Below are 20,942 nucleotides of genomic sequence, written 5' to 3'. Positions count from 1 at the left end.
GACGACTATAGAGCAGCGGCGGCGCGGCGGCGTGTGAACATGTGGATAAGGCCGGCCACACCACCCAGAAGCGCTCCGGCCGCCGCAGCCAGCAGGAGAAGCAGAATCTCGAAGCGCGTTATCCAGGCTCCGGCGATCTGCTGCGGCTCGGCCGCAGCCCTGAAAAGATTCATATAGGTCCCGAGCGTCGTGCTGCTGAGATCGGCATAGATTCGATTTGCCGATTCCGTATAGCTTTTCAATTGCGAGAGCAGGACGGGCATTGTCACCGTATTCGCAGATCCGACATCGCGAAGATAGAAGTCGACACCGACATTCGTGCTGCCGCCGGGGAAGTCGCCCACCGCGACACTGTGGATGTCCTGGGCCAGACGCAGTCGGAGAGCAATGCGCTCGGTGACAGCAGCATAGTTCTTAAGCTTGGCCATGATTCCGGGAATATCGGTGTCGATCTTCTTCACGAAAGTCTGGTACTGGCCGGCTTCTTCAGGCGCCGGACTCGCGTCGGATTTTGAAAAGACGTTGATATATTCGACAATCCTGCCGATCTCCTCATCAAGGTCCGCGCTTTCCTGCTGCAGATCCACCATTTGTTTCAGCAGTTCCTGCCGGAACTTGGCATCGCCGCCCTGCTGAGAAAGCGCAATGATGCGATCGAGGAAGGCATCGCCGAACTGCGGGATGACCGTCGAATTGCCGCCCGGAAATTCCGCCCCGCCACCTTGGGCCGACGGGGGGCCGTTGCGGCCCATACCCTGATAGCTCTGCCCGGCGTTCTGCAGCACTCGCGCCTTGTTTTCCAGGGTTTCCTTGGAACGCCGCAGTTCCTGCAAGCGCGAATTGTAATAAATCCGTACGAAATCGGGGTTTTTGGCGATGCCGAGCGACAGAATCGGCGCGGTCAGCTGCTTGAGATCCCCTTCGGTGGTATCGAACAGCAGACGGTCGACATCGCGCGCCGCCAACCCCGTCTCAGGGTCTACTGCGAGATTGCCGGACGGCGCCGCCACGATCTGCTGGATATTGTCACGAATGAGCTTTGCCCGATCGCGCAGGAGGTCGATCGCCACCAGATATTCCATATTGTCGACCTGCTTGGGGTCGAACAGCGTTTCGGAATAGAGGTTGATCGGAAGGCCCAACGCTTGCGATTTCGCTTCCGACGTCGAATCCGCCCAATCGGCCGGCAACTGCGTCAATTGCGTTGCCGACCGGTCGACCATCCGTGCCAGGGATTCGATATTCTGTCCCGTTGTCTTGTCCTGGGCCAAATTTCCGCCGGGCAGCCTGGCCAACTGATTCAGGTAGCCGCGTAGCGCGACAAGATTCTTGCTGACGAAATCGAGCGTGCTCAAGCGCTCCAGCCCCTGGACATTGGCCGGATCGAATATCTTGGGGTCGATGGTGCGGATGTCCTGCTTCAGCACGCCGCGCGTTTCGATCGCGGTGCTTTCCCATGTCTTGGCTATGTCCGTCAGAATGGCGGAAACCTTGTCTGCTGGGAGCGCAAATCCTTCCTGCGAGAAGGTAATGACGGCATAGCGTTGCGAGGCGATGTCGAGATCGCGAGTCAGCGCATCCTGGGCTTCCCGCAGTTCTGCTACAGTCGCCCCTCGGGCATTCAACGCCTGGCTGTAGGAGGCTATGATGAAGGCTCGGGTCGGGACATAGGGCGAGATAGAGACGGCCGACTGGAAGTCGCGCAGGGAAAGGCCCTGCTCTGCCAGCTTCTGCCTTTCGAAGACCTGCGTCAGCACAGCGGGGGCAACGATGTCGCCCAGCGAGAATGGAACGCCATTCGGATAGCGATTTTCGGCTCGGCCTTCAAAACGGAACTGGATCACATACTGCGATCTGGTCTGATAGTCGCCCACCCGCAATGCGAGAACCGCCACCACAGCCAGCAACAGCGCCAGCAGGATCCCAGCTACGATCCATACGCGGATGCCCCAGATTGCCTTGAAAAGGCTGGCCAGAGTGATCTCGTTTTCGTCCTGGTCAATTTCTGAGGTCGGAGCTGGTCTTGGCATCAAAGCCTCGCATGCGGTCAAGGGGCGAATTCAGCACACGATGGAGAATCGCGTTGAGCGGTGTTCGCTTGAATACCGGGAAACCTGGTTACAATTTGGGCCGGTCTGTAGAGGAACAGCCTGCGAATTGCAACACGGAGCGGACGTCGCACAAACGCAAGGCAGGCCAGTAAGCTCCTGCCATTGGCGGTTTGATTGCCGTGCAATCAAAAATCTTTCAATGCGTTTTCCACGCCGTCTGGCGCAGAATATACGCTTTGTAGTCGGCCACTGCGGAAGCCGAAACGTCGACGCGTTCTCGCTCCGCTGAGATCGAGTTTAGCAGGACAATGAAGGCGCAGTAGTAGAACACTTTGATATCGTGGTAGAATCCGATGTTGGTCATGTTGTATATGAACGTGTAGCCGACAAGGATTGCTGCTAAAGCCAGCCATGGAGCCGGCTTTGCCCGGACTGCCATGATCGGTGACCACAAAACAAGACAGAAGGCCAACAAGCCGAGCGCGCCTGAGGCCACAGCCTCAGTCAGATAGGCATTATGCAGATGCGTGTAGTGGAAGAAGCCATCGCTGGCGTACTGAGCGTTCGCCACAGACATCACATTTTGGCGTCCATACGCAAACAATGGGTGATCGAGGAACGCTGCGAACCCTGCCCTGAGCATTTCGACACGGCTGGTGAAACCCAACTCGGCGCCCGCAATATCGGGATGGAGCAAGGTGTCGAATAAGGCTTGGGACCTGTAAAATACGCCCCTGAATGCCCGCGTAGTGCTTAGCAACTGATAAAGGCCCGCCAGCGCGACAACGGCAATGTAGAGGCCGAACAGGAGACGACGCCAGTTCAGGACTCTGTTCACGTAAATCCAGACGGGAACGCAGACGGCGGCAACGATCAGGAAGAAAGCCACCGGAGCTCGGCTTCCTGATAGAACCAGGGCGACGATGCCGCCAAGAGATCCCGCCGCGTGCAGGAGCCGTGATCGGCCAGTGGTCGACGCCGCGAGCCAGCCATTCATCAGCGCCGAAATGCCGGCCATGTACGCATAGACCAGCGAATTCCCTGCGAACGCCTCGATGCGGGCCGTGCCTGAATAGGTCGCCAGAAGCGCCCCCGCGAGACCGGACACCATGCCGCCGGCTGCGATAGAGGTCAGGAACCAGCGGTCCCAGTAAGGCCGGTAGAAATGTCTTAGAACAGGCAGAAGGGGCAGCAGGAGAAGAAAACCCAGATTGGTCACGACAGCGCGCAAACCATCCAGGAACTCCACATTCGCGACTGCGAATAAGAATGTCAGGCCCAGATAAATGAGAAACGTGAGGGCTATCAGCTTTTCGCCCGACTTGAATGCAAAAGTTTTCGGGTCCAGCAGCAGGTAGATCCACGCGATCAGCGCGCCGCCTCCGAGAACGAAACTGAACACCGAACCGAATGTTGGCATCAGCGCGACTGTCGCCGCCATCAGAAGCATCCAGCGAAACGATGCACTTTCGTCCGAACGGTGGAAACTGGTCCAGAAAAAACTCGAAAATGCCGACATTTGTCATCACACACCTGTTCTGGCAGGTAGTGCTAAGGCAACGAAGCTGGAAAGTCACGGACGCTTGCTCTGCGTGAACATCTAAGGAAAGCACATTGGAAAAACGCACCCCGCACGCCACGGATGCCGACGCCAAGCTGAATGTTGCGAATGCCGCATTCGTCAACCGGCTTCTGGCAATGGGCAATGCCAGCGACCCCGACTTCCGTCTCTTGTGTTATTCCCGGGCGGCCGATGCTTTCACCAGCTACATGATCCAGTCCGCCGGCCAAATCTCGGAAGCCGACCTGGATGGAATCCGGTTGAACCTCCTGACCGAAATCAAGGAGACTGAAGACCGGTTCGGTGGTGCTCGAGGGAGCCACGACCATGGGACTCCATCCCTGCCCATTTCTTTGACATATCCGGTCGCGGTTCGCGTCAGGAAGCTCGCCCGCGCAGGCGGCAGCGATTCAAAGATGTCCCGTTTCGTTCGCAAATGGCGAGATTTGATCGTTGGTCTGTTCCTGGGGAGCTCGCTCCTCTATCTGGGCTTTTTCGCCATGCAGGCGACTGGCCTTATCTATGTCCACAACCAGCCTGAAGGGGTTTCCCAACTCAAAAAACTCAATGCGAGCATGGCCGATGCAGCGCCGCAAGTGGATGACATCGTTCGCGTGCTGAATGCCACGCGGGATAAGGCCGTGGACTTCATAACGTCCGCCACAGCCGAGAGTTCGTCCGACATCAGGACGAAATATGTCGTCGTGGAAAAGGCTTTCCCGGAGTTCTACGCGACCATCGAGCCGCTGGTGCCGAGAAACTCCACTTTGATCATGCGCCTCACACCCGACGGACGCGGATACAAGATCCTGATGCAATCCGAGCTTTGCGGTGCTGTTGCTTTGCTGCACCCGGATTTCGTCGACCCGGTGCGCAACAATCACAGCATCTTCTGCCGTTACCTCGGTGTCTGGGACGAGACGGGACGGCGGCTGTAGCTTCTCAATCCCGCAAGGCAGCGATGATCTCGTCCTGCACCTTCGGCTCCAGATAAGGGTGCATCGGCAGGCTTATGACCCGCGAAGACAGATCTTCGCTCACCTTCAATCCGGCCGGGTCGCGGGGATAATCCTTGTAGGCATTCTGCTTGTGGAGCGGCACGGGATAATAAACCACGGTGGGCACACCGGCAGCTTTCGCCTTGGCCTGCAGCGCATCGCGCTCTTCTGTCGAAGCCAGCTTCAGCGTGTACTGCGCCCAGACGCTCTTCAGCCCGTCCGGCACGTATGGGGCCTCGAAACGGTTGGAAAGCCCTCGCTTGTAGCGGTCCGCGACAAGCTGGCGAGCCTCGATCTCTTCGGCATAAACGGCGAGCTTTTCGATCAGGATAGCCGCCTGCAGCGTATCCAGACGGCTGTTCATGCCGATCCGGTCGTTGAAATATTTGTGCGAGCCCTTGCCATGAACCCGGTAGGAATCGATCAGCGCCGCCAGTTCGTCATCGTCGGTAAACAGGGCGCCGCCGTCGCCATAGCAGCCAAGCGGCTTGGCCGGGAAGAACGAGGTCGTGGTGATATCGGCCAGCGAACCGGTGACCTTGCCCTTGTAATGACCGCCGAACCCTTGCGCGCTGTCGCCAATGATCTTCAAACCGTTTTCCCGTGCAATCACGGCGATCGCATCGTAGTCGGCGGGCAGCCCGAACAAATCGACCGGAATCACGCAGGCCGGCCGCAAGCCCTTGGCCTTCGCCTCTTCGATGGCGCGCTTGAGGCTTTCGGGATCGATGTTGAAGGTATCGGGAAGAACGTCAACGAAGACCGGGGTCGCATTCAGGAAAGGCACAACCTCGGCCGTGGCGGCGAAGGTGAATGAAGGCACAAAGACCGCGTCGCCATGTTTGATTCCCAGAGCCATCAATGCCAATTGCAGCGCATCGGTACCGTTGGCACAGGTCAGGCAGTGCCTGGCGCCGCAGAATTCGGCGAGTTGCTTTTCCAGCCGGGCCACGTCCGGCCCCATAATGTACTGGCCTTCCGACAGGACCCGCGCGATCGCGCGATCAAGCTCGGGGCGAAGGCGCGACTGCTGGGCTGCGAGATCGATGAACTGGATATTCATCTGCGATCCTCTCTTGAAACGATCCTGGGGGGGCGGGACGAGTTTTCCGCTGTCTATACAAAACCGGATTCACAGGCAACTCTTCCGGCTTTGGTCCAACCCGACACGTCGAGGAGGCATGTTGGCGGGTATTTCGACCGCTGCTCAGGCGTTTGGGAGATAGGCGAATCAGACGATTGTTTTTTGACTTCGCCGTGCCTATAAGCCCAACCGTGTCGAAGACGCGGCTCGGACAATGGGGCGTCGCCAAGTGGTAAGGCATCGGTTTTTGGTACCGACATTCCCAGGTTCGAATCCTGGCGCCCCAGCCAAGCAATTCAGGCGTGCAGTGCAAACAGACGGCAACCTGGCCCAAGCCTACCTGCTCAGGCTTGATGGAAAATATTGAGCTTTCAGGGTTCTTCGGTTACGACCCGCCCAGTGCAGGAGGTCCAGATGGATGACAAGTCGCCGGTTGAGAAACTTCGGCAACGGATCGAGGCGGAGATCGCAAGGCTCCCGCAGAATACGAGCGCGGCCCGGGAAGCGATTTATGACAAATTTCGCGCCGTTGTCACAGGAAACCCAAAGTTCACCCATCTTATAGGCGCGCTGGAAAGCACGATTACTCAAATAGAGCAGGTGGAAATGGTACATTCTCCGGAGCAGCCTTCGCAGACATCGACAATGAGACCGGGAGCTGCCGAACCCACCGTAAGGAGCAAATCCGTTCCCCTGATAGCGATAGCTCTCGCTGTCATCGTGTTGGCAGGCGCCGGCTGGTGGTATCTGGGAACGAAAAAGCCGAATCCCGAATTTGACCGGGGTGCTGCCGGATACGCCATCGATCCGGAAAATTTAAAGGCTGCATCCGGCAACCCGCAATATGTTGGCAAGCAGGACGGTCAGGACTACGTTCTTGAAGCGACCGGTCCATCCCCGATCTACGCAGCCAACGCAGTCGCGATCGATCCTGCGAAGACCTATCGTCTGACCGCAAAGATCAGGGTTTTGAGCGACGACCCCGCAATGCAAGGCGCGAGCACTTATGTCGGCGTTGCGACCTATGACAGCAATGGTGTGTTGCAGACGTCGGCCCCCGGCGCCCACCGTTACGCGGCAACCGCCAACAGGATTATAAAATCCAGCGACGGATGGGTCGAAGTGCAGGGCGAGATAACCGGTGAAGGCAATGAAACCCACAATCAGTTCCGCCCCGGCACCAAGTCGGTGAGGCCTATGGCTTTGCTGAACTACAAAAGCCCCGGCGCGGTTTCGCAGATCAGCTATCTGCGGTTCGAGGAAGTGAAATAGCTCAAGCGCTGTTGGCGCCGCCCTTCCATTCCGAACGGTACCAGTCGACAAACCGCGCGAGGCCGTCTTCGATGGTCACGCGCGGTTTGAAGCCGAAATCCCGTTCCATCGCGGTCGTATCGGCGAAGGTCTTTTCGACGTCTCCAGCCTGCATCCCCTCATACTGACGTTCCGCTGGCAGGCCGAGCAGTTTTTCCAGCGTGTCGATGAAACGTCCGAGATGTTCGGGGCGGCTGTTGCCGATATTATAGACGCGATGCAGGACTGACGACGCCGGCGGTTTGTCGAGTGCCGCGACAATGCCGTCGACGATATCGTCGATATAGGTGAAATCGCGCCACATCTCGCCCTGGTTGAAGACGCGGATCGGTTTGCCTTTCAGGATTGCCTCGGTGAAGAGCCAGTAAGCCATATCCGGCCTGCCCCACGGCCCATAAACGGTAAAGAACCGCAGGCCCGTCTGCGGAATTCCATAGAGATGGGAGTAGGTGTGGCTCATCAGTTCGTCCGCCTTCTTGGTGGCGGCGTAGAGCGATACCGGGTGGTCGACGCGGTCCTCCTCGCTGAACGGCACCTTCTTGTTGCCGCCATAGACCGAGCTGGAAGATGCGTAGACCAGATGCTCGAAATTCGGAAGGTTTCGGCACAGCTCCAGGATCTCGATGTGGCCCATCAGATTTGAGCGGACATAGGCGCGCGGATTTTCCAGCGAGTAGCGAACACCGGCCTGCGCGGCCAGATGCACGACCTTGACGATCCCCTCGCCACGCAGGCCATCCATGGCCTGTTCGTCGGCGATATCGATCTTGCGGAAGGTGAATCCCGGCTTGCCGGTCAGCCGCGCGAGGCGCGCATCCTTCAGCGCCGGATCGTAGTAATCATTCAGATTGTCTATGCCGACGACCTCGTCGCCCCTGTCCAGCAGGGCCTTGCAGACATGGCTGCCAATGAAGCCGGCCGCTCCGGTGACCAGAATGGGCAAGGGGAAACCTCTCTAAGCTACAGCGTGTCAGCTTGCTTCGCGCATGGATTCGGCGGCCTGCAAATCGACCGACACGAGCTGGCTGACGCCCTGCTCCGCCATCGTCACGCCGAACAGCCGGTCCATGCGCGCCATGGTGATGGGATTGTGGGTGATGACGACGAAGCGTGTCTCTGTCGAGGCGGACATCTCGTCCATCAGATTGCAGAAGCGCTCTACATTATGGTCATCGAGCGGCGCATCGACCTCGTCGAGCACGCAGATCGGCGCGGGGTTGGTCAGGAACACGGCGAAGATCAGCGACATCGCCGTCAGCGCCTGCTCGCCGCCGGACAGCAGCGTCATCGTCTGCGGCTTCTTGCCGGGCGGCCGCGCCAGAATTTCCAACCCGGCCTCCAGCGGATCGTCCGATTCGATCAGTTGTAATTCCGCCGTGCCGCCGCCGAACAGATGCGAGAACAGCCGCTGGAAATGGCCGTTCACCACTTCGAACGCGGCCAGCAACCGCTCGCGGCCTTCGCGGTTGAGGCTCTGGATCGCCTGACGCAGCTTGCGGATGGCTTCAACGATGTCCTCGCGCTCGGAAACGATGGTTTCCAGCCGCTCCGACAATTCCTTCTGCTCTTCCTCGGCGCGCAGATTGACGGCGCCCAGCCGCTCGCGTTCGATCTTGAGCCGGTCGAGCTGACGCTCGATTTCGCCAACGTCCGGCATCGGGCTGTCCGCCTCGAGCCCGGTGTGGCGGATGACCAGGTGCGGCGGCGTGTTGAGCGCCTCCTGGATGCGCGCCTCGACCTCCTGCCGACGCTCGTCGGCGGCTGTCAGCCGCTCCTCGGCGCGAACGCGGCTTTCCCGCGCCTCCGACAGGGACTGGATGGCTGCCGTGGCCGCCTTGTCCAATGCGGACTGGCGGTTTTCGGCCTCCTGCAGACGGTCGCTGGCGGCCTGGCGCAGCGTTTCGGCTTCCGAAAGCTGCGACAGCAGCGCACGCCGCCGCGCATCCAGTTCGTCCGGCGCGTCCTCCAGCGTCGCACGTTCGGCGGCGGCTTCGGTCTTGCGCTCATTGAGGGCTGCGATCTGCGCCGATGCATTCTCGGCGCGGGACAGCCAGTTGCCGCGTTCCCCGCCGATAGCCTGCAAGCGGCGCGCCCGCGCCTCGGCTTCGCGCTTCAGCCCTTCATAGACGGCACGCGCATCGGCCAAGGCCGCCCGGTCGCGCGAAACATGGCCTGCTGCCTGATCCAAACGCATCTGCAGGTCGGCGAGATCCGGCGCCTTGGCCAGCAATGCTTCGGCCTGCGCAAACGCGGCGGCGGCTTCTTCCAACCCTTCCGCCACCCGCTTGCGGGCCTCGTCTGAGGCGGCGCGGCGGCTGGACAGTTCGCCCGACGCCTTCTCCGCCTGGAGAAGCGCATTGCGGGCCGCATCCAGCGCGTGCTGGGCGTCGCGGCCGGCCTGGCGGGCTGTCCGTTCCTCCTCAACCTTGAGCTTCAGCGCGACCTCAGCCTGGGTCAGTTTTTCCTCCGCCCCCCGGACGGCCAAGGTCGCAGCAACGGCCTCGGCGTCCAGTTCGGCCAGCCGGTTCTTCTGGGCGAGACGCATGGCGGCCGGCGTCGGCGCATCGGCGCTGGCGGTGAAGCCGTCCCAACGCCACAGCGCGCCCTCGCGGCTGACCAGCCGCTGGCCGGGAGCCAGAAGCGATTGCAAACGACGTCCCTCGGCAGCATCGACGATACCGATCTGCGCTAGGCGACGTGCCAGCTGGCGCGGCGCCCGAACCACGCTGGCCAGCGTCCTGACACCCTCCGGCAGCGCCGGATCGCCGGACTGGACATCCGTATCGCCCCAATGCGCCGGCGCGGCCGGATCGAGCGGCACGTCGAGGTCTTCGCCAAGCGCCGCACCCAGCGCGGTTTCGAAGCCACGGTCGACGCCGATCTTTTCCAGCACCGCCGGGAAAAGGTCGCCGCTGGCAGCGTTCAGCATTTTCGCCAGCGTGCGCGCCTCTGTTTCGATGCGTGCAAGCTCGGCCTTGGCTTCCTGAAGCGGCGAGCGCGCTCCCGTTTCGGCGGCGCGCGCCTCGAATACGGTCTGCTCGGCGCGGATGGCGGCGGCTTCGGCCTTCTCCAGCACCGCGGCGGCCTGATCGACCAGAACCCTTTTCTCCGCAGGATCCGGCAGGCCGCCGATGCGCGCGGCGAGCTCCGCGATTTCCCGGTCCACATCGGCCAGCTGCCGGGCAAAACGGTCGCGTCGCTCGGCGGTTTCGCGCAGCGTCCGTTCGACCTGGTTGCGCCCGGCGGCGGCTTCCGCCCGCTCCGCCGTCAGCTTGGCCAGAACGTCTTCGCTGGCCGCCAGCGCCGCTGTCGCCTGTTCGAAAGCCGAGCGCGTGTTGGCCTCGCGTTCGGCTGAGCCGGCATTGTCGGCGTTGAGCGCGGCCTCCTCGGCGGTCAACCGTTCCAGCACCTCGGCATTGTCGCGCACCATGCGCTCCTCGCGGGCGATGTCGGCGTCGAGCTGTTGCAGCCGGCGACCGAGCTCACCCTGGCGGGCGCGGATGCGCTCGGCCTCCTCCTCGATCTGGGATTTCGCGATCGACAGGCGCTGGAAAGCCGCGCCGGCCGCCGCCGAAGCATCGCGCAATTCCGGCAGCCGATGCGCACCGACGGACTGTTCCTTCGCCGCGTTCATCTGCGAGGCGGCGCGTTCGCCAACCAGCGAGGTCGCCACGGCTAGCGCCGAACGCGCCTCGCCTTCCTGCAGCTTGGCGGCAGTCCATCGCAGATGCAGCAGGATGGCCTCGGCCTTGCGGATATCCGCGGAAAGGTTCTTGAACCGCGAGGCCTGTCGGGCCTGACGCTTCAGGCTCTCGATCTGGCTTTCCAGTTCGCCGACGACATCGTCCAGCCGCTCGAGGTTCTGCTCGGCGCCCTTGAGCCGCAGCTCGGCCTCGTGGCGGCGGGTATGCAGGCCGGAAATGCCGGCGGCTTCTTCCAGCAGCGCGCGGCGCGCCTGCGGCTTTGCCTGGATCAATTCGCCGATACGGCCCTGCCCCACCATGGACGGAGACCGTGCGCCGGTCGACTGGTCGGCGAACAGAAGCTGCACGTCCTTGGCGCGCGCTTCCTTGCCGTTGATGCGGTAGACGGAACCGGCCTCGCGCTCGATGCGGCGGGACACCTGCAACTCGTCGGCATCGTTGAAGGCGGACGGCGCGGTGCGGTCGATGTTGTCCAGAAAGAGCGTGACTTCGGCGGTGTTGCGGGCGGGCCGCGTGCCCGAACCGGAGAAGATGACGTCGTCCATGCCGGACGCACGCATGTTCTTGTAGGAGCTTTCGCCCATCACCCAGCGCAGCGCCTCGACCAGGTTCGACTTGCCGCAACCGTTCGGCCCGACGATGCCCGTCAGGCCGCGCTCGATGACGAATTCACCGGGCTCGACGAACGACTTGAAGCCGAGGAGGCGAAGGCGGGAAAATTTCATGCACGCGGCTCCGCGCGCCTGCGGCGCGCCGGCTCAGCCGCCTGCGAGGCGTCAAAGCATCGGGTCGATGATGGCCGACATTTCCGCAATCGACAACGCACCCTTGTAGGTTTTCCCGTTGATGAAGAAGGTGGGCGTGGAATCCACCTTGAATTCGTCCGCGCCGCGCTTTTGCACAGCTCTGACATCGTCCAGAAGCTTTTGGTCCGTCAAGCAGGCGTTGAAGGTCTCCTGTGTAAAACCGGCCAGCTTGGAAATCTGCAGCAGCGAGTCCTTGACGTTTTCCACCGCGACCCAACTGTCCTGCTGCTTGAACAGCACGTCGACCATGGCGAAATAATTGTCGCCCGAGCAGCGCGCCAGCATGAAGCCTGCCTCGGCGCGCGGATCGAACGGGAATTCGCGCAGGATGTAGCGGACCTTGCCGGTGTCGATATATTTCGTCTTGAGCTCGGGATAGGTCGTCTCGGCGAAGTGCGCGCAGTGCGGGCAGGTCATCGAGGCGTATTCGACGATGGTGACCTTGGCGTCGTCCTTGCCGAGCGACTTCTCCGGCAGCGCGCCGGGCTTCAGCAGTTGCGCCATGTCGACATTGCCGGCAGATTCCGGGGCGGCGGCCGCAGGCGTCGCGGGCGCTGCCGTATCCGTTGCGGTGGACGCAGCAGGCTGCGCCGGCGCTGCCGGCTTGGCATCCGCGGCATTCGCCTCCTCGCCGGAATCGCTGCAAGCTGCAAGCGCAAGCGCCGCAGGCACGGCGGCCAGCGTGGACAGGACGGTTCTGCGGGACAAGGGTCGGATCATGCGAATCACCTGACAGGAAATTGATTTTGCAATGCTGAAGCACGAAAAGGCGAGAGTTGGCGGGAATTAAGGCATTGCCGTCCCCAATCCAATCGGCAATTTTTCTTACCGCGATCACGAATATGCGAGAATTACTTCTTCTCGCCGAGAATGGAGGCCCCAAGCCGCTCCAGCGAGGCGCGCAGATCGTCATCCTCGATCTTGCCGACCGTGCGGGACAATTTCGACTTTTCGCCCTCTGAAAGCGGCCTCGGGCGCGGTCTCGGCTTTGCTACCGGCCCACTCAACGGTTTCTGCACGATCTTCAGACGGCCGACGGCGTTGAAGCCGAGAAAGGAATTGACGCGCCCGATGACCTCACCGGTCTGGTGCTGCAGATGCAGCGCCGCCATGCCCTCGCTGGCGACGACCAGCGTCGCCGGCTCGAACGGATCGTCATCATGCAGGCGGCGAGGCCAGTTGATCTTTTCCGGGCGCGAACTGGTCGCCAGCTTCGGGCCGACGATTTCCTCCCACGATTGCACCAGCGCCACCGAGATTCCGGCGCGCTTGCGCAACATCGGGTCGAGGATTTCAGTCGCCAGATCGCTGACGGGAACGGGGTTGCCGAAAGGCCTTTTCCCTGCCATGCGTTCTCCTGATGCCGGTCAAACGGCGAAGGCCGGTTGCCTCGATCAATGACACCGCAACGCCCCATCCGCAAGCCCGCAAAGGCCCGGGACGACGATCTCGCCGGCCGGCTGCTCGACTGGTACGACGCGCATCACCGCGAACTGCCGTGGCGTACTCCGCCGCGCGATCTCGCCGCCGGCGTGCAGCCGGACCCATACCGCGTCTGGCTTTCCGAGGTCATGCTGCAACAAACGACTGTCGAGGCGGTGAAGGCTTATTTCACCGCCTTTACCGCCAGATGGCCGACCGTTTCGGCGCTCGCGGCGGCAAGCAATGACGACGTGATGAAGGCCTGGGCCGGGCTCGGCTATTATTCGCGCGCCCGCAACCTCAAGGCCTGCGCCGATCTGGTCGCCGCGCAAGGCGGGACATTCCCGGACACCGAGGATGGCTTGCTAGCGCTGCCCGGCATCGGCGCCTATACGGCGGCGGCGATCGCGGCGATCGCCTTCGACCGGCCGGCGGCGGTGGTCGACGGCAATGTCGAGCGCGTGGTGACGCGGCTGCGCGCCATCGCCACGCCCCTACCCGAGGCCAAGCGCGAAATCCGGCTGCATGTCGAAGAGATGGCGCCACGGGTTCGCCCGGGCGATTTCGCCCAGGCCATGATGGACCTCGGCGCGACGATCTGTACGCCGAAGCGGCCGAAATGCATGCTTTGCCCGGTGCGCGAGGATTGCAACGCGCTGGCCAACGGCGATCCCGAGCTTTATCCGGTTCGGCCTGCGAAATCCGAAAAGCCCCTGCGGCGCGGCGCGGCTTTCGTCGCGGTGCGCGGCGACGGCGCGATCCTGTTGAGAAAGCGGCCCGACAAGGGCCTGCTCGGCCGCATGACGGAGGTGCCAGGCACGGCCTGGACCGCTCGCCTCGACGGCGAGACTGGCGTAGAGGCTGCACCCTTCCCGGCGGACTGGCGGCACCGGGGCAGCATCTCGCATGTGTTCACGCATTTTTCGCTCGATCTCACCGTCTATGCGGCGGAGGTCGGCGAGATGCCTGCTCCCGCCGGCCATTTCTGGTCGCGGCCAGGCTGGCTCAATGACGAAGCCTTGCCCACCGTCATGAAAAAAGCCATCGAAGCCGCGATCCCCGGCGCGACGAAACGAAGCCAGTAACGAGGAAGCATGACCGAAATCCGCCACATCGTCTTCGACATCGGCAAGGTGCTGATCCACTACGATCCGGATATTCCCTACAGCCGGCTGATCCCCGATGCGGAAGAGCGAAAGTGGTTCTTCGACACCGTCTGCACGCATGACTGGAACATCGAGCAGGATCGCGGCCGTACATGGGAAGACGCCGAGGCGCTGCTGATCGCCGAGCATCCGGCGCACGCGGACAATATCCGCGCCTTCCGCCGCCATTGGCACGAGATGGTGCCGCACGCCTATGACGGCAGCGTCGCAATCATGGAAGGGCTGATAGACGCCGGGCGCGACGTAACCATGCTGACCAATTTCGCCGCCGACACGTTCCGGGAGGCGCAGGAGCGGTTCCCGTTCCTGAAACGGCCGCGCGGCGTGACGGTCTCAGGCGAGGTCAGGGCGATCAAGCCGGATCGCGAAATCTACGACCGTCATGTCCGCGCCTTCGGGCTCGAGCCGGCCGCGACCCTGTTCATCGACGACAGCCAGAAGAATGTCGACGGCGCCAAGGCGGCCGGCTGGCAGGCGGTGCTGTTCACCGACCCGGAGCGGCTCGCGCAGGACCTGAACCAGCTTGGAATCGCGGTTTGATTTGAATCGCTTCGGCCTGGCCGCTGACAAAGTGATTCAAGCGATCGCGCGGCTCACGGCGCGATTGCAACCGGTCCGGACAGGCGCTGTTAGGCCCCTGCCCGCTCCATCCCCAGCCGCGCGATGCGGCGCAGTTCGTCGATCGGCGTCAGCCCGCCGGCGCGTTCATAGTGCCAGAAGGTCCAGCCGTTGCAGGCGTCGAGGCCCTGCACTTCGGCGCCCATCCTGTGGATCGAGCCGGCGTTGTCGCCGATAGCGAGCGTGCCGTCGGCACGGACTTTGGCAGCCCAGCGCTTGCGTGTGTCGTAGAGGGTTGCGCCGGGGGTGATCAGACCGGTGTCGAGCAGGCTGACGAAAGCGACGCGCGGCTCGGCGCGCTTGCCGGACATCACGGTCAGGTCGGAAGCATTGAGCGGCTTGATCGCGGCGATGCGCTCGTAGGCAGCGTCGATATACTCCTGCTCACGCTCGATGCCGACGAAATGGCGGCCGAGACGCTTGGCCACCGCGCCCGTGGTGCCGGAGCCGAAGAACGGGTCGAGCACGACGTCGCCCGGCTTGGTCGACGCCATCATGATGCGGGCGAGCAGCGCTTCCGGCTTCTGCGTCGGATGCAGCTTGTCGCCATTATCGTTCTTGAGCCGTTCGCCGCCGGTGCAGATCGGAAACAGCCAGTCCGAGCGCATCTGCACATCGTCGTTCGATGCCTTCAGGGCATCGTAGTTGAACGTGTAGCCCTTGCCCTTCTGGTCGCGTGATGCCCAGATCATCGTCTCATGCGCGTTCTGGAAGCGGCGGCCACGGAAGTTCGGCATCGGGTTGGTCTTGCGCCAGACGATGTCGTTGAGGATCCAGAAGCCCAGGTCCTGCAGCTTCGAACCGACGCGGAAGATGTTGTGGTAGGAGCCGATGACCCAGATGGTGCCGTTCGGCTTCAGCACCCGGCGCGCCGCCAGCAGCCAGGCGCGGGTGAAGGCGTCGTAGGCCTCGAAGCTTTCGAACTGATCCCAGTCGTCATCGACGGCGTCAACCCTTGATTGATCGGGCCGGTGCAGGTCGCCGGCAAGCTGAAGGTTGTAGGGCGGATCGGCGAAGATCACATCGACCGAATTTGCCGGCAGCCTTTCCAGCGCCGCGACGCAGTCGCCCTTGAGGATGGTATCCAGCCACTCGGCCTGGCCGGGGGCGTGGGAAAGCTCGTCGAGGAGGCGTGCGGCTGACATTGGGATACCCGGGAACGCGTTACTGTTTACTGCCCGTTATGGTTACCGTTCTGCGTAAATATTTAATGAAGCGGCCGACGGAATTTGCCCGGCGCGTCCTGTTGGTGTAATGCCCGCCGCTTGCCTGCGAAGGCTTCCCTCTCTTGAGATCGAACGCGGACCGCCATGCCCCAGCCAGACCTTGTCATTTTCGATTGCGACGGCGTGCTCGTCGATTCCGAAATCATCGCCGCGCGCGTCGAGGCCGACCTTCTGACGGAAGCCGGATACGAGATTTCCGCCGAAGAGATTGCCGAGACCTATGCCGGCCTCACCTTCAAGGACATCATGGTCGCGGTGGAGGAGAAGGCGCGCATCCCGTTCCAGATATCGATGATCGACCGCGCCGAGGACCTGATCGACAAGCGGCTCAAGAAAGAAGTCCGCGCCATCGAGCGCGTCCATCAGGCGATAGCCGCGTTGACCGCGCCGCGCTGCATCTGCTCCAATTCCCGCAGCGAGCGCATCGAGTTCATGCTGGAGAGGACCCAGCTCCTGCCGCTCTTTGCCGGTCGAATCTTCTCGGCGCTGGAGACACCCACGGGCAAGACGAAGCCGGCGCCAGACGTTTTTCTGCACGCCGCCGATACACTGGGCGCGAACCCCGCGAACACCTTCGTCATCGAGGATTCGGTGCATGGCGTCACCGGCGGGCGGTCTGCCGGTATGCGGGTGATCGGCTTCACCGGCGCCTCGCACAGCTATCCCGGTCATGCCGATGCGCTGACCGAAGCCGGCGCCGAGACCGTCATTCGCCGCTGGGCGGATTTGAAAAGCGTGCTGGACGCGCTCTCCGCTTGGTCCGACGCCTGAGGACGGGTGAAGAGGCGGCGGCCGCCGCCTCTTGCCTGCAACCGCCGCGATTATCCGCGCGGGATATCCGACATGGTGCCTTGAGTGCCCTGTGGCTGTGCGGGCTGGGGAGCCTGCCGCGCCGGTTTTCTCACCCGGCGAACGGCGCGCTTCGGCTCGTCGCTCTTCTTGGCCTTCGGCGGACCCTCGTCGAAGCCGGCATATGCCTGATATTCCCTGCCGGTCGGGATCGGCACGCTGACATTGGCGTCGGTGAAGACGAACTGGGTGGCCGCGGAGGTGTCGGAAACCTGGACCTTGTACTGATGCAACTGGCTGTAGAGAACCTCGCCGCCGCGTGTCACCGCCACCCGGATCGGCATGGTCACGGTGCCCGCGGCCGCCTGCGGACCCGGCACCACCCTGCCGGCAACGGCGATCGTCATCGTCAGCGCGCCGGTGGCGCGGCTGCAGCTGCGGGTGACGTCGGAAATGGATGCCTGATAGGCGAGCTTGGCCGGATCGTCCTGGCCGCCCTTGGCATAGGTGCTGAAATAGGCGGTGCCTTCGCGCAGCGTCACTTTCGGGCAAAAGCCCTCCAGCTCGCTCGACCGGGTCTTGCCATCTGGCGCGGCCGCCGTCTGGGCGGCCGGCGCGGCGCCGGACTTGCCGTCGACGTTCAGAACACTGGCACTGTCACTGGATTGGCAACCGCTGGCGGCCAGAACAAAGCCGGATAAGGCCAGACCGGCAAAAAAGCGGCTGCTGAACGAACGAAACACCATGAACTGCACTTCCCTCTCGTAAAGCTGCTGTCCTATAGCAACGCGGCGGCAAAAATGCGACTGAGTGCGCCCAGAAAATTTACCTTGATCCGGCCAAGGATGCGGCCGGGCGGCAATGGACGGTCGGAAATGCGTTATGTAAGCACGCGCGGCGAAGCACCGGTGCTTGGTTTCTCGGATGCCATCCTGACGGGCCTGGCACGCGACGGCGGGCTCTATGTTCCGCAGGAATGGCCGCATTTCTCGGCGGACGACATCCGGGCGATGCGCGGCCTGCCCTATGCCGACCTGGCGATCCGCGTGCTGACGCCTTTCGTCGGCGGCGAGATTTCGTCGCCGGTGTTCGAAAGGCTGGTGCGCGAAGCCTACGCCACCTTCCGGAATGAGGCGGTCTGCCCGCTGGTGCAAATCGGGGCCAACACATTCGTGCTGGAGCTTTTCCACGGGCCGACACTGGCGTTCAAGGATGTGGCCATGCAGTTGCTGGCGCGGCTGATGGACCATGTGCTGACCGAGCGCGACCAGCGTGCGACGATCGTCGGCGCCACCTCCGGCGATACGGGCGGCGCGGCGATCGACGCTTTCGCCGGCCGCGACCGCACCGACATCTTCATCATGTTCCCGCATGGCCGCGTGTCGCCTGTCCAGCAGCGGCAGATGACGACCTCGCAGGCGGCCAACGTCCATGCGCTGGCCATCGAAGGCAATTTCGACGACTGCCAGGGCCTGCTCAAGGACATGTTCAACGACCATGGCTTCCGCGACCGGGTGGCGCTGTCGGGCGTCAACTCCATCAACTGGGCGCGAATCATGGCCCAGATCGTCTATTATTTCTCCTCGGCCATTTCGCTCGGCGCGCCCGACAGGCCGGTTTCGTTCACGGTGCCGACGGGCAATTTCGGCGACATCTTCGCCGGCTACGCCGCCAAGCGCATGGGCCTGCCCATCGAGCGGCTGGTGATCGCCACCAACGACAACGACATTCTGGCGCGCACCATCGAAAGCGGCGAGTACCGCACGAGGGGTGTCGTGCCGACCACCTCGCCGTCGATGGACATCCAGGTTTCGTCCAATTTCGAACGGCTGCTTTTCGAAGCGGCCGGCCGCGATGCGGAGAGCGTGCGGCGCTACATGAATTCGCTCAAGCAATCCGGCGCTTTCACGATTGAAAGCAGTGAGATCGCCGCCATTCGCGCCGAATTCGGCGCCGGCCGGGCCGATGTGGGGCAGACGGCGGCGACGATCAAGGAGACGCTTGCGGCTAGCGGCTACCTTCTCGACCCGCACACGGCCGCGGCGGTGCATGTGGCTGGCGAGCAGGCATTGTCGGGCACGTCGATGGTCGTTCTCGGCACCGCGCATCCGGCGAAATTTCCCGCCGCGGTCGAAGCCGCCTGCGGGATCTCTCCGGCCCTTCCGGCATGGCTCGCCGGAATGATGGATTTTGATGAAAACTACGCGGTACTTCCATCAGAGGTAAAAATGGTGGAAGATTACATCAGCCGCCGAGCACGAGCGGCGCGTTAGGGAGTTTCTATATGGGTGTTGAGGTAAGCCGTCTGTCGAACGGCCTGACAGTCGCCACCGAAACCCTTCCAAGCATCGAATCCGTCGCCCTCGGGGTCTGGGTCAAGTCCGGCGCCCGCAACGAACGCGACGAAGAGCACGGAATGGCGCATCTGCTTGAACACATGGCGTTCAAGGGCACGAAGCGACGCAACGCATTCCAGATTGCTTCCGAGATCGAAGATGTCGGCGGCGAGATCAATGCCGCGACCAGCGTCGAAACGACATCGTTCTATGCGCGCGTGCTGGTGGACGACATGCCGCTGGCGGTCGATATCCTGGCCGACATTCTGCAGGAATCGGAGTTCGATCCGGAAGAATTGCGCCGAGAGCAGCATGTGATCCTGCAGGAGATCGGCGCCGCCCACGACACGCCGGACGACATCGTATTCGACCGTTTCACCGAAACGGCGTTCCGTCACCAGACAATCGGCCGCTCGATCCTCGGCACACCCGAAACCGTCAAATCCTTCACCTCGAAGCAGCTTCACGACTTCATGGAGCGCCAGTACGGGGCGGAGCGCATGGTGGTGGTCGCGGCCGGCGACGTGAAGCACGACGAGTTCGTCCGGGAAGTCGAAAAGCGGCTGGGCGGCTTCCGGCAGAAGGCTGAGAGCACATTGCCGCAATATGCGCAGTATGTCGGCGGCGACTTCCGCGAAAACCGCGACCTGATGGATGCGCAGATCGTTCTCGGTTTCGAAGGCCGCGCCTATCATGTGCGCGACTTCTACGCTTCGCAGGTGCTGTCGATGATCCTCGGCGGCGGCATGTCCTCGCGTCTCTTCCAGGAAGTGCGCGAGAAGCGCGGCCTTTGTTATTCGGTCTACGCGTTTCACTGGGGCTTTTCCGACACAGGCATATTCGGCGTCCATGCCGCCACCGGGCAAAGCGACATCGCCAAGCTGGTTCCCGTCATCATCACCGAACTGGAGCGCACCGGCGAAAATATCCTGCAGGAAGAACTGGACCGCGCCCGCGCCCAATATCGCGCCGGGCTGATCATGTCGGCCGAAAGCCCGGCGAGCCGCGCCTCGCAGATCGCGCGCCAGCTCCTTCTTTTCGGGCGGCCTATTCCCAAGGAAGAGCTGATGGAACGGCTTTCGGCGTTGACCGTCGGCCGCCTTACCGACCTGTCGTCGCGGATTTTCACGACCAAGCCGACGCTGACAGCGGTCGGTCCGGTTGGAACCCTTGCGCCATACGAAGCGATCCTCGATGCGCTGCCCGGTGTTCAACCGGCGGCGCGCAAGCTCGCCGGCTGATTTCTCCGAGGCCAATGTGTTCGCGCTCCCTTTCTTCCGCCGCGACCTGCCGGCGCTGAAGGGCGAAAAGGTAACGCTGCGTCTGCCTCTGGCGAACGACTATCAGGAGTGGGCGGCGCTGCGAGGCAAAAGCAGAGGCTTCCTCGAACGCTGGGAACCGCGCTGGACCCCCGATGAGCTGGAGCGCACGGCGTGGCGTCACCGCATCGGCCGCTACCGCGAAGACCATGCGCAGGGCATAGCCATCGCGTTCTTCATCCTCGACCGCAACACGGGAAGACTTGCCGGCGGCATTACGCTCGGCAATATCCGTCATGGCGTCGCCCAGAGCGGGCATATCGGCTACTGGATCGGCGAGCCTTTTTCCGGCCGCGGCCTGATGACGGACGCGGTAAACGTGCTTGCCCGCTTCGCCTTCGATACGCTGAGGTTGCACCGCATCGAAGCAGCCTGTATTCCCGACAATGCCCGTTCTATCCGGGTGCTTGAAAAAGCCGGATTTCAGCGCGAAGGACTTCTGCGGTCCTATCTCAAGATCAACGGTACGTGGCAGGACCACTACCTCTACGCTCGCCTGGCGGAGGACTTTCCGCAAGGCGCACCGAAGCACCAGAAGGCGTAAGCAAAGG

At 62.4% G+C, this 20,942-nt stretch carries 17 protein-coding genes and 1 tRNA gene; 9 read left to right on the top strand and 9 right to left on the bottom strand.

The features are described 5' to 3' along the window. Window positions 1-5: 5 nt before the first annotated feature. Both J2X35_RS01625 and J2X35_RS01620 read right to left on the bottom strand, forming a co-directional pair. The gene (locus J2X35_RS01625; RefSeq protein ID WP_310180498.1) at window positions 6-2,030 is read right to left on the bottom strand and encodes a hypothetical protein; all 2,025 of its coding nucleotides are present in this window, start codon (window positions 2,028-2,030) and stop codon (window positions 6-8) included. Between the two features lie 217 nt (window positions 2,031-2,247). Then, a complete protein-coding gene (locus J2X35_RS01620; protein ID WP_310180496.1) occupies window positions 2,248-3,570 on the bottom strand; it encodes an O-antigen ligase family protein in 1,323 nt (440 codons plus the stop codon). Between the two features lie 95 nt (window positions 3,571-3,665). Here J2X35_RS01620 and J2X35_RS01615 point away from each other — a divergent pair, with 95 nt between their 5' ends. Next, on the top strand, window positions 3,666-4,550 hold the full coding sequence (locus J2X35_RS01615; RefSeq protein ID WP_310180495.1) for a hypothetical protein: 885 nt from the start codon (window positions 3,666-3,668) through the stop codon (window positions 4,548-4,550). 4 nt (window positions 4,551-4,554) lie between these two features. Here the strand turns inward: J2X35_RS01615 and J2X35_RS01610 are convergent, their stop codons facing one another. Beyond that, window positions 4,555-5,673, bottom strand: a complete 1,119-nt coding sequence (locus tag J2X35_RS01610; RefSeq protein ID WP_310180493.1) for a DegT/DnrJ/EryC1/StrS family aminotransferase — start codon at window positions 5,671-5,673, stop codon at window positions 4,555-4,557. Window positions 5,674-5,909: 236 nt separating this feature from the next. Between J2X35_RS01610 and J2X35_RS01605 the strand changes: the two genes are divergently transcribed. Together J2X35_RS01605 and J2X35_RS01600 are read left to right on the top strand one after the other, a co-directional pair. Beyond that, window positions 5,910-5,984 (top strand) — tRNA-Gln (locus J2X35_RS01605). A 124-nt stretch (window positions 5,985-6,108) separates the two neighbouring features. After that, the gene (locus tag J2X35_RS01600) at window positions 6,109-6,966 is read left to right on the top strand and encodes a hypothetical protein (RefSeq protein WP_310180491.1); all 858 of its coding nucleotides are present in this window, start codon (window positions 6,109-6,111) and stop codon (window positions 6,964-6,966) included. Window position 6,967: 1 nt separating this feature from the next. Here J2X35_RS01600 and J2X35_RS01595 read toward each other — a convergent pair whose 3' ends face one another. The 4 genes from J2X35_RS01595 to J2X35_RS01580 form a co-directional block, all read right to left on the bottom strand. Further along, entirely contained in the window at window positions 6,968-7,948 is a 981-nt protein-coding gene (locus J2X35_RS01595) for an NAD-dependent epimerase/dehydratase family protein (protein ID WP_310180489.1), read from the bottom strand. Window positions 7,949-7,975: 27 nt separating this feature from the next. Next, complete coding sequence (smc, locus tag J2X35_RS01590; RefSeq protein WP_310180487.1) at window positions 7,976-11,434, bottom strand: chromosome segregation protein SMC; 3,459 nt, start codon at window positions 11,432-11,434, stop codon at window positions 7,976-7,978. Window positions 11,435-11,485: 51 nt separating this feature from the next. Beyond that, a complete protein-coding gene (locus J2X35_RS01585) occupies window positions 11,486-12,235 on the bottom strand; it encodes a DsbA family protein (protein ID WP_056107798.1) in 750 nt (249 codons plus the stop codon). A gap of 131 nt (window positions 12,236-12,366) precedes the next feature. Beyond that, window positions 12,367-12,864, bottom strand: coding sequence for a DUF721 domain-containing protein (locus J2X35_RS01580; protein ID WP_310180485.1), 498 nt, complete (start codon window positions 12,862-12,864; stop codon window positions 12,367-12,369). Window positions 12,865-12,912: 48 nt separating this feature from the next. Here J2X35_RS01580 and mutY point away from each other — a divergent pair, with 48 nt between their 5' ends. Continuing rightward, entirely contained in the window at window positions 12,913-14,022 is a 1,110-nt protein-coding gene (gene mutY / locus J2X35_RS01575; RefSeq protein ID WP_310180483.1) for an A/G-specific adenine glycosylase, read from the top strand. 9 nt (window positions 14,023-14,031) lie between these two features. Then, window positions 14,032-14,643: an HAD family phosphatase gene (locus tag J2X35_RS01570; protein ID WP_056107786.1), complete on the top strand. Its 612-nt coding sequence runs from the start codon at window positions 14,032-14,034 to the stop codon at window positions 14,641-14,643. Between the two features lie 89 nt (window positions 14,644-14,732). Here the strand turns inward: J2X35_RS01570 and J2X35_RS01565 are convergent, their stop codons facing one another. Next, window positions 14,733-15,866 (bottom strand): site-specific DNA-methyltransferase, encoded by a 1,134-nt coding sequence (locus tag J2X35_RS01565; protein ID WP_310180481.1) that lies wholly within the window; start codon window positions 15,864-15,866, stop codon window positions 14,733-14,735. Between the two features lie 165 nt (window positions 15,867-16,031). Here J2X35_RS01565 and J2X35_RS01560 point away from each other — a divergent pair, with 165 nt between their 5' ends. After that, complete coding sequence (locus J2X35_RS01560) at window positions 16,032-16,718, top strand: HAD family hydrolase (RefSeq protein WP_310180479.1); 687 nt, start codon at window positions 16,032-16,034, stop codon at window positions 16,716-16,718. A gap of 50 nt (window positions 16,719-16,768) precedes the next feature. On the opposite strand, the gene J2X35_RS01555 is transcribed toward J2X35_RS01560, so the two are convergent. Next, window positions 16,769-17,482, bottom strand: a complete 714-nt coding sequence (locus J2X35_RS01555) for a hypothetical protein (RefSeq protein ID WP_310180477.1) — start codon at window positions 17,480-17,482, stop codon at window positions 16,769-16,771. Between the two features lie 129 nt (window positions 17,483-17,611). Here J2X35_RS01555 and thrC point away from each other — a divergent pair, with 129 nt between their 5' ends. From thrC to J2X35_RS01540, 3 genes are read left to right on the top strand one after another with little or no spacing between them, the layout of a single operon-like run. Continuing rightward, entirely contained in the window at window positions 17,612-19,009 is a 1,398-nt protein-coding gene (thrC, locus tag J2X35_RS01550) for a threonine synthase (RefSeq protein ID WP_310180476.1), read from the top strand. 11 nt (window positions 19,010-19,020) lie between these two features. Beyond that, complete coding sequence (locus J2X35_RS01545) at window positions 19,021-20,313, top strand: pitrilysin family protein (RefSeq protein ID WP_056107778.1); 1,293 nt, start codon at window positions 19,021-19,023, stop codon at window positions 20,311-20,313. Between the two features lie 16 nt (window positions 20,314-20,329). After that, window positions 20,330-20,935: a GNAT family N-acetyltransferase gene (locus J2X35_RS01540; protein WP_056115198.1), complete on the top strand. Its 606-nt coding sequence runs from the start codon at window positions 20,330-20,332 to the stop codon at window positions 20,933-20,935. The last annotated feature ends 7 nt before the right edge of the window (window positions 20,936-20,942 follow it).

Source organism: Mesorhizobium sp. BE184, assembly GCF_031457045.1.
Lineage (GTDB): Bacteria > Pseudomonadota > Alphaproteobacteria > Rhizobiales > Rhizobiaceae > Mesorhizobium.
This window is presented reverse-complemented; position numbering and strand designations above follow the sequence as displayed.

Excerpts from the sequence above, each read along its gene's own strand:
- J2X35_RS01625 (WP_310180498.1), bottom strand. The coding sequence starts at position 2,030 with ATGCCAAGACCAGCTCCGACCTCAGAAATTGACCAGGACGAAAACGAG.
- J2X35_RS01620 (WP_310180496.1), bottom strand. The coding sequence starts at position 3,570 with ATGTCGGCATTTTCGAGTTTTTTCTGGACCAGTTTCCACCGTTCGGAC.
- J2X35_RS01610 (WP_310180493.1), bottom strand. The coding sequence starts at position 5,673 with ATGAATATCCAGTTCATCGATCTCGCAGCCCAGCAGTCGCGCCTTCGC.
- J2X35_RS01600 (WP_310180491.1), top strand. The coding sequence starts at position 6,109 with ATGGATGACAAGTCGCCGGTTGAGAAACTTCGGCAACGGATCGAGGCG.
- smc (WP_310180487.1), bottom strand. The coding sequence starts at position 11,434 with ATGAAATTTTCCCGCCTTCGCCTCCTCGGCTTCAAGTCGTTCGTCGAG.
- J2X35_RS01585 (WP_056107798.1), bottom strand. The coding sequence starts at position 12,235 with ATGATCCGACCCTTGTCCCGCAGAACCGTCCTGTCCACGCTGGCCGCC.
- J2X35_RS01580 (WP_310180485.1), bottom strand. The coding sequence starts at position 12,864 with ATGGCAGGGAAAAGGCCTTTCGGCAACCCCGTTCCCGTCAGCGATCTG.
- mutY (WP_310180483.1), top strand. The coding sequence starts at position 12,913 with ATGACACCGCAACGCCCCATCCGCAAGCCCGCAAAGGCCCGGGACGAC.
- J2X35_RS01570 (WP_056107786.1), top strand. The coding sequence starts at position 14,032 with ATGACCGAAATCCGCCACATCGTCTTCGACATCGGCAAGGTGCTGATC.
- J2X35_RS01565 (WP_310180481.1), bottom strand. The coding sequence starts at position 15,866 with ATGTCAGCCGCACGCCTCCTCGACGAGCTTTCCCACGCCCCCGGCCAG.
- J2X35_RS01560 (WP_310180479.1), top strand. The coding sequence starts at position 16,032 with ATGCCCCAGCCAGACCTTGTCATTTTCGATTGCGACGGCGTGCTCGTC.
- J2X35_RS01555 (WP_310180477.1), bottom strand. The coding sequence starts at position 17,482 with ATGGTGTTTCGTTCGTTCAGCAGCCGCTTTTTTGCCGGTCTGGCCTTA.
- thrC (WP_310180476.1), top strand. The coding sequence starts at position 17,612 with ATGCGTTATGTAAGCACGCGCGGCGAAGCACCGGTGCTTGGTTTCTCG.
- J2X35_RS01545 (WP_056107778.1), top strand. The coding sequence starts at position 19,021 with ATGGGTGTTGAGGTAAGCCGTCTGTCGAACGGCCTGACAGTCGCCACC.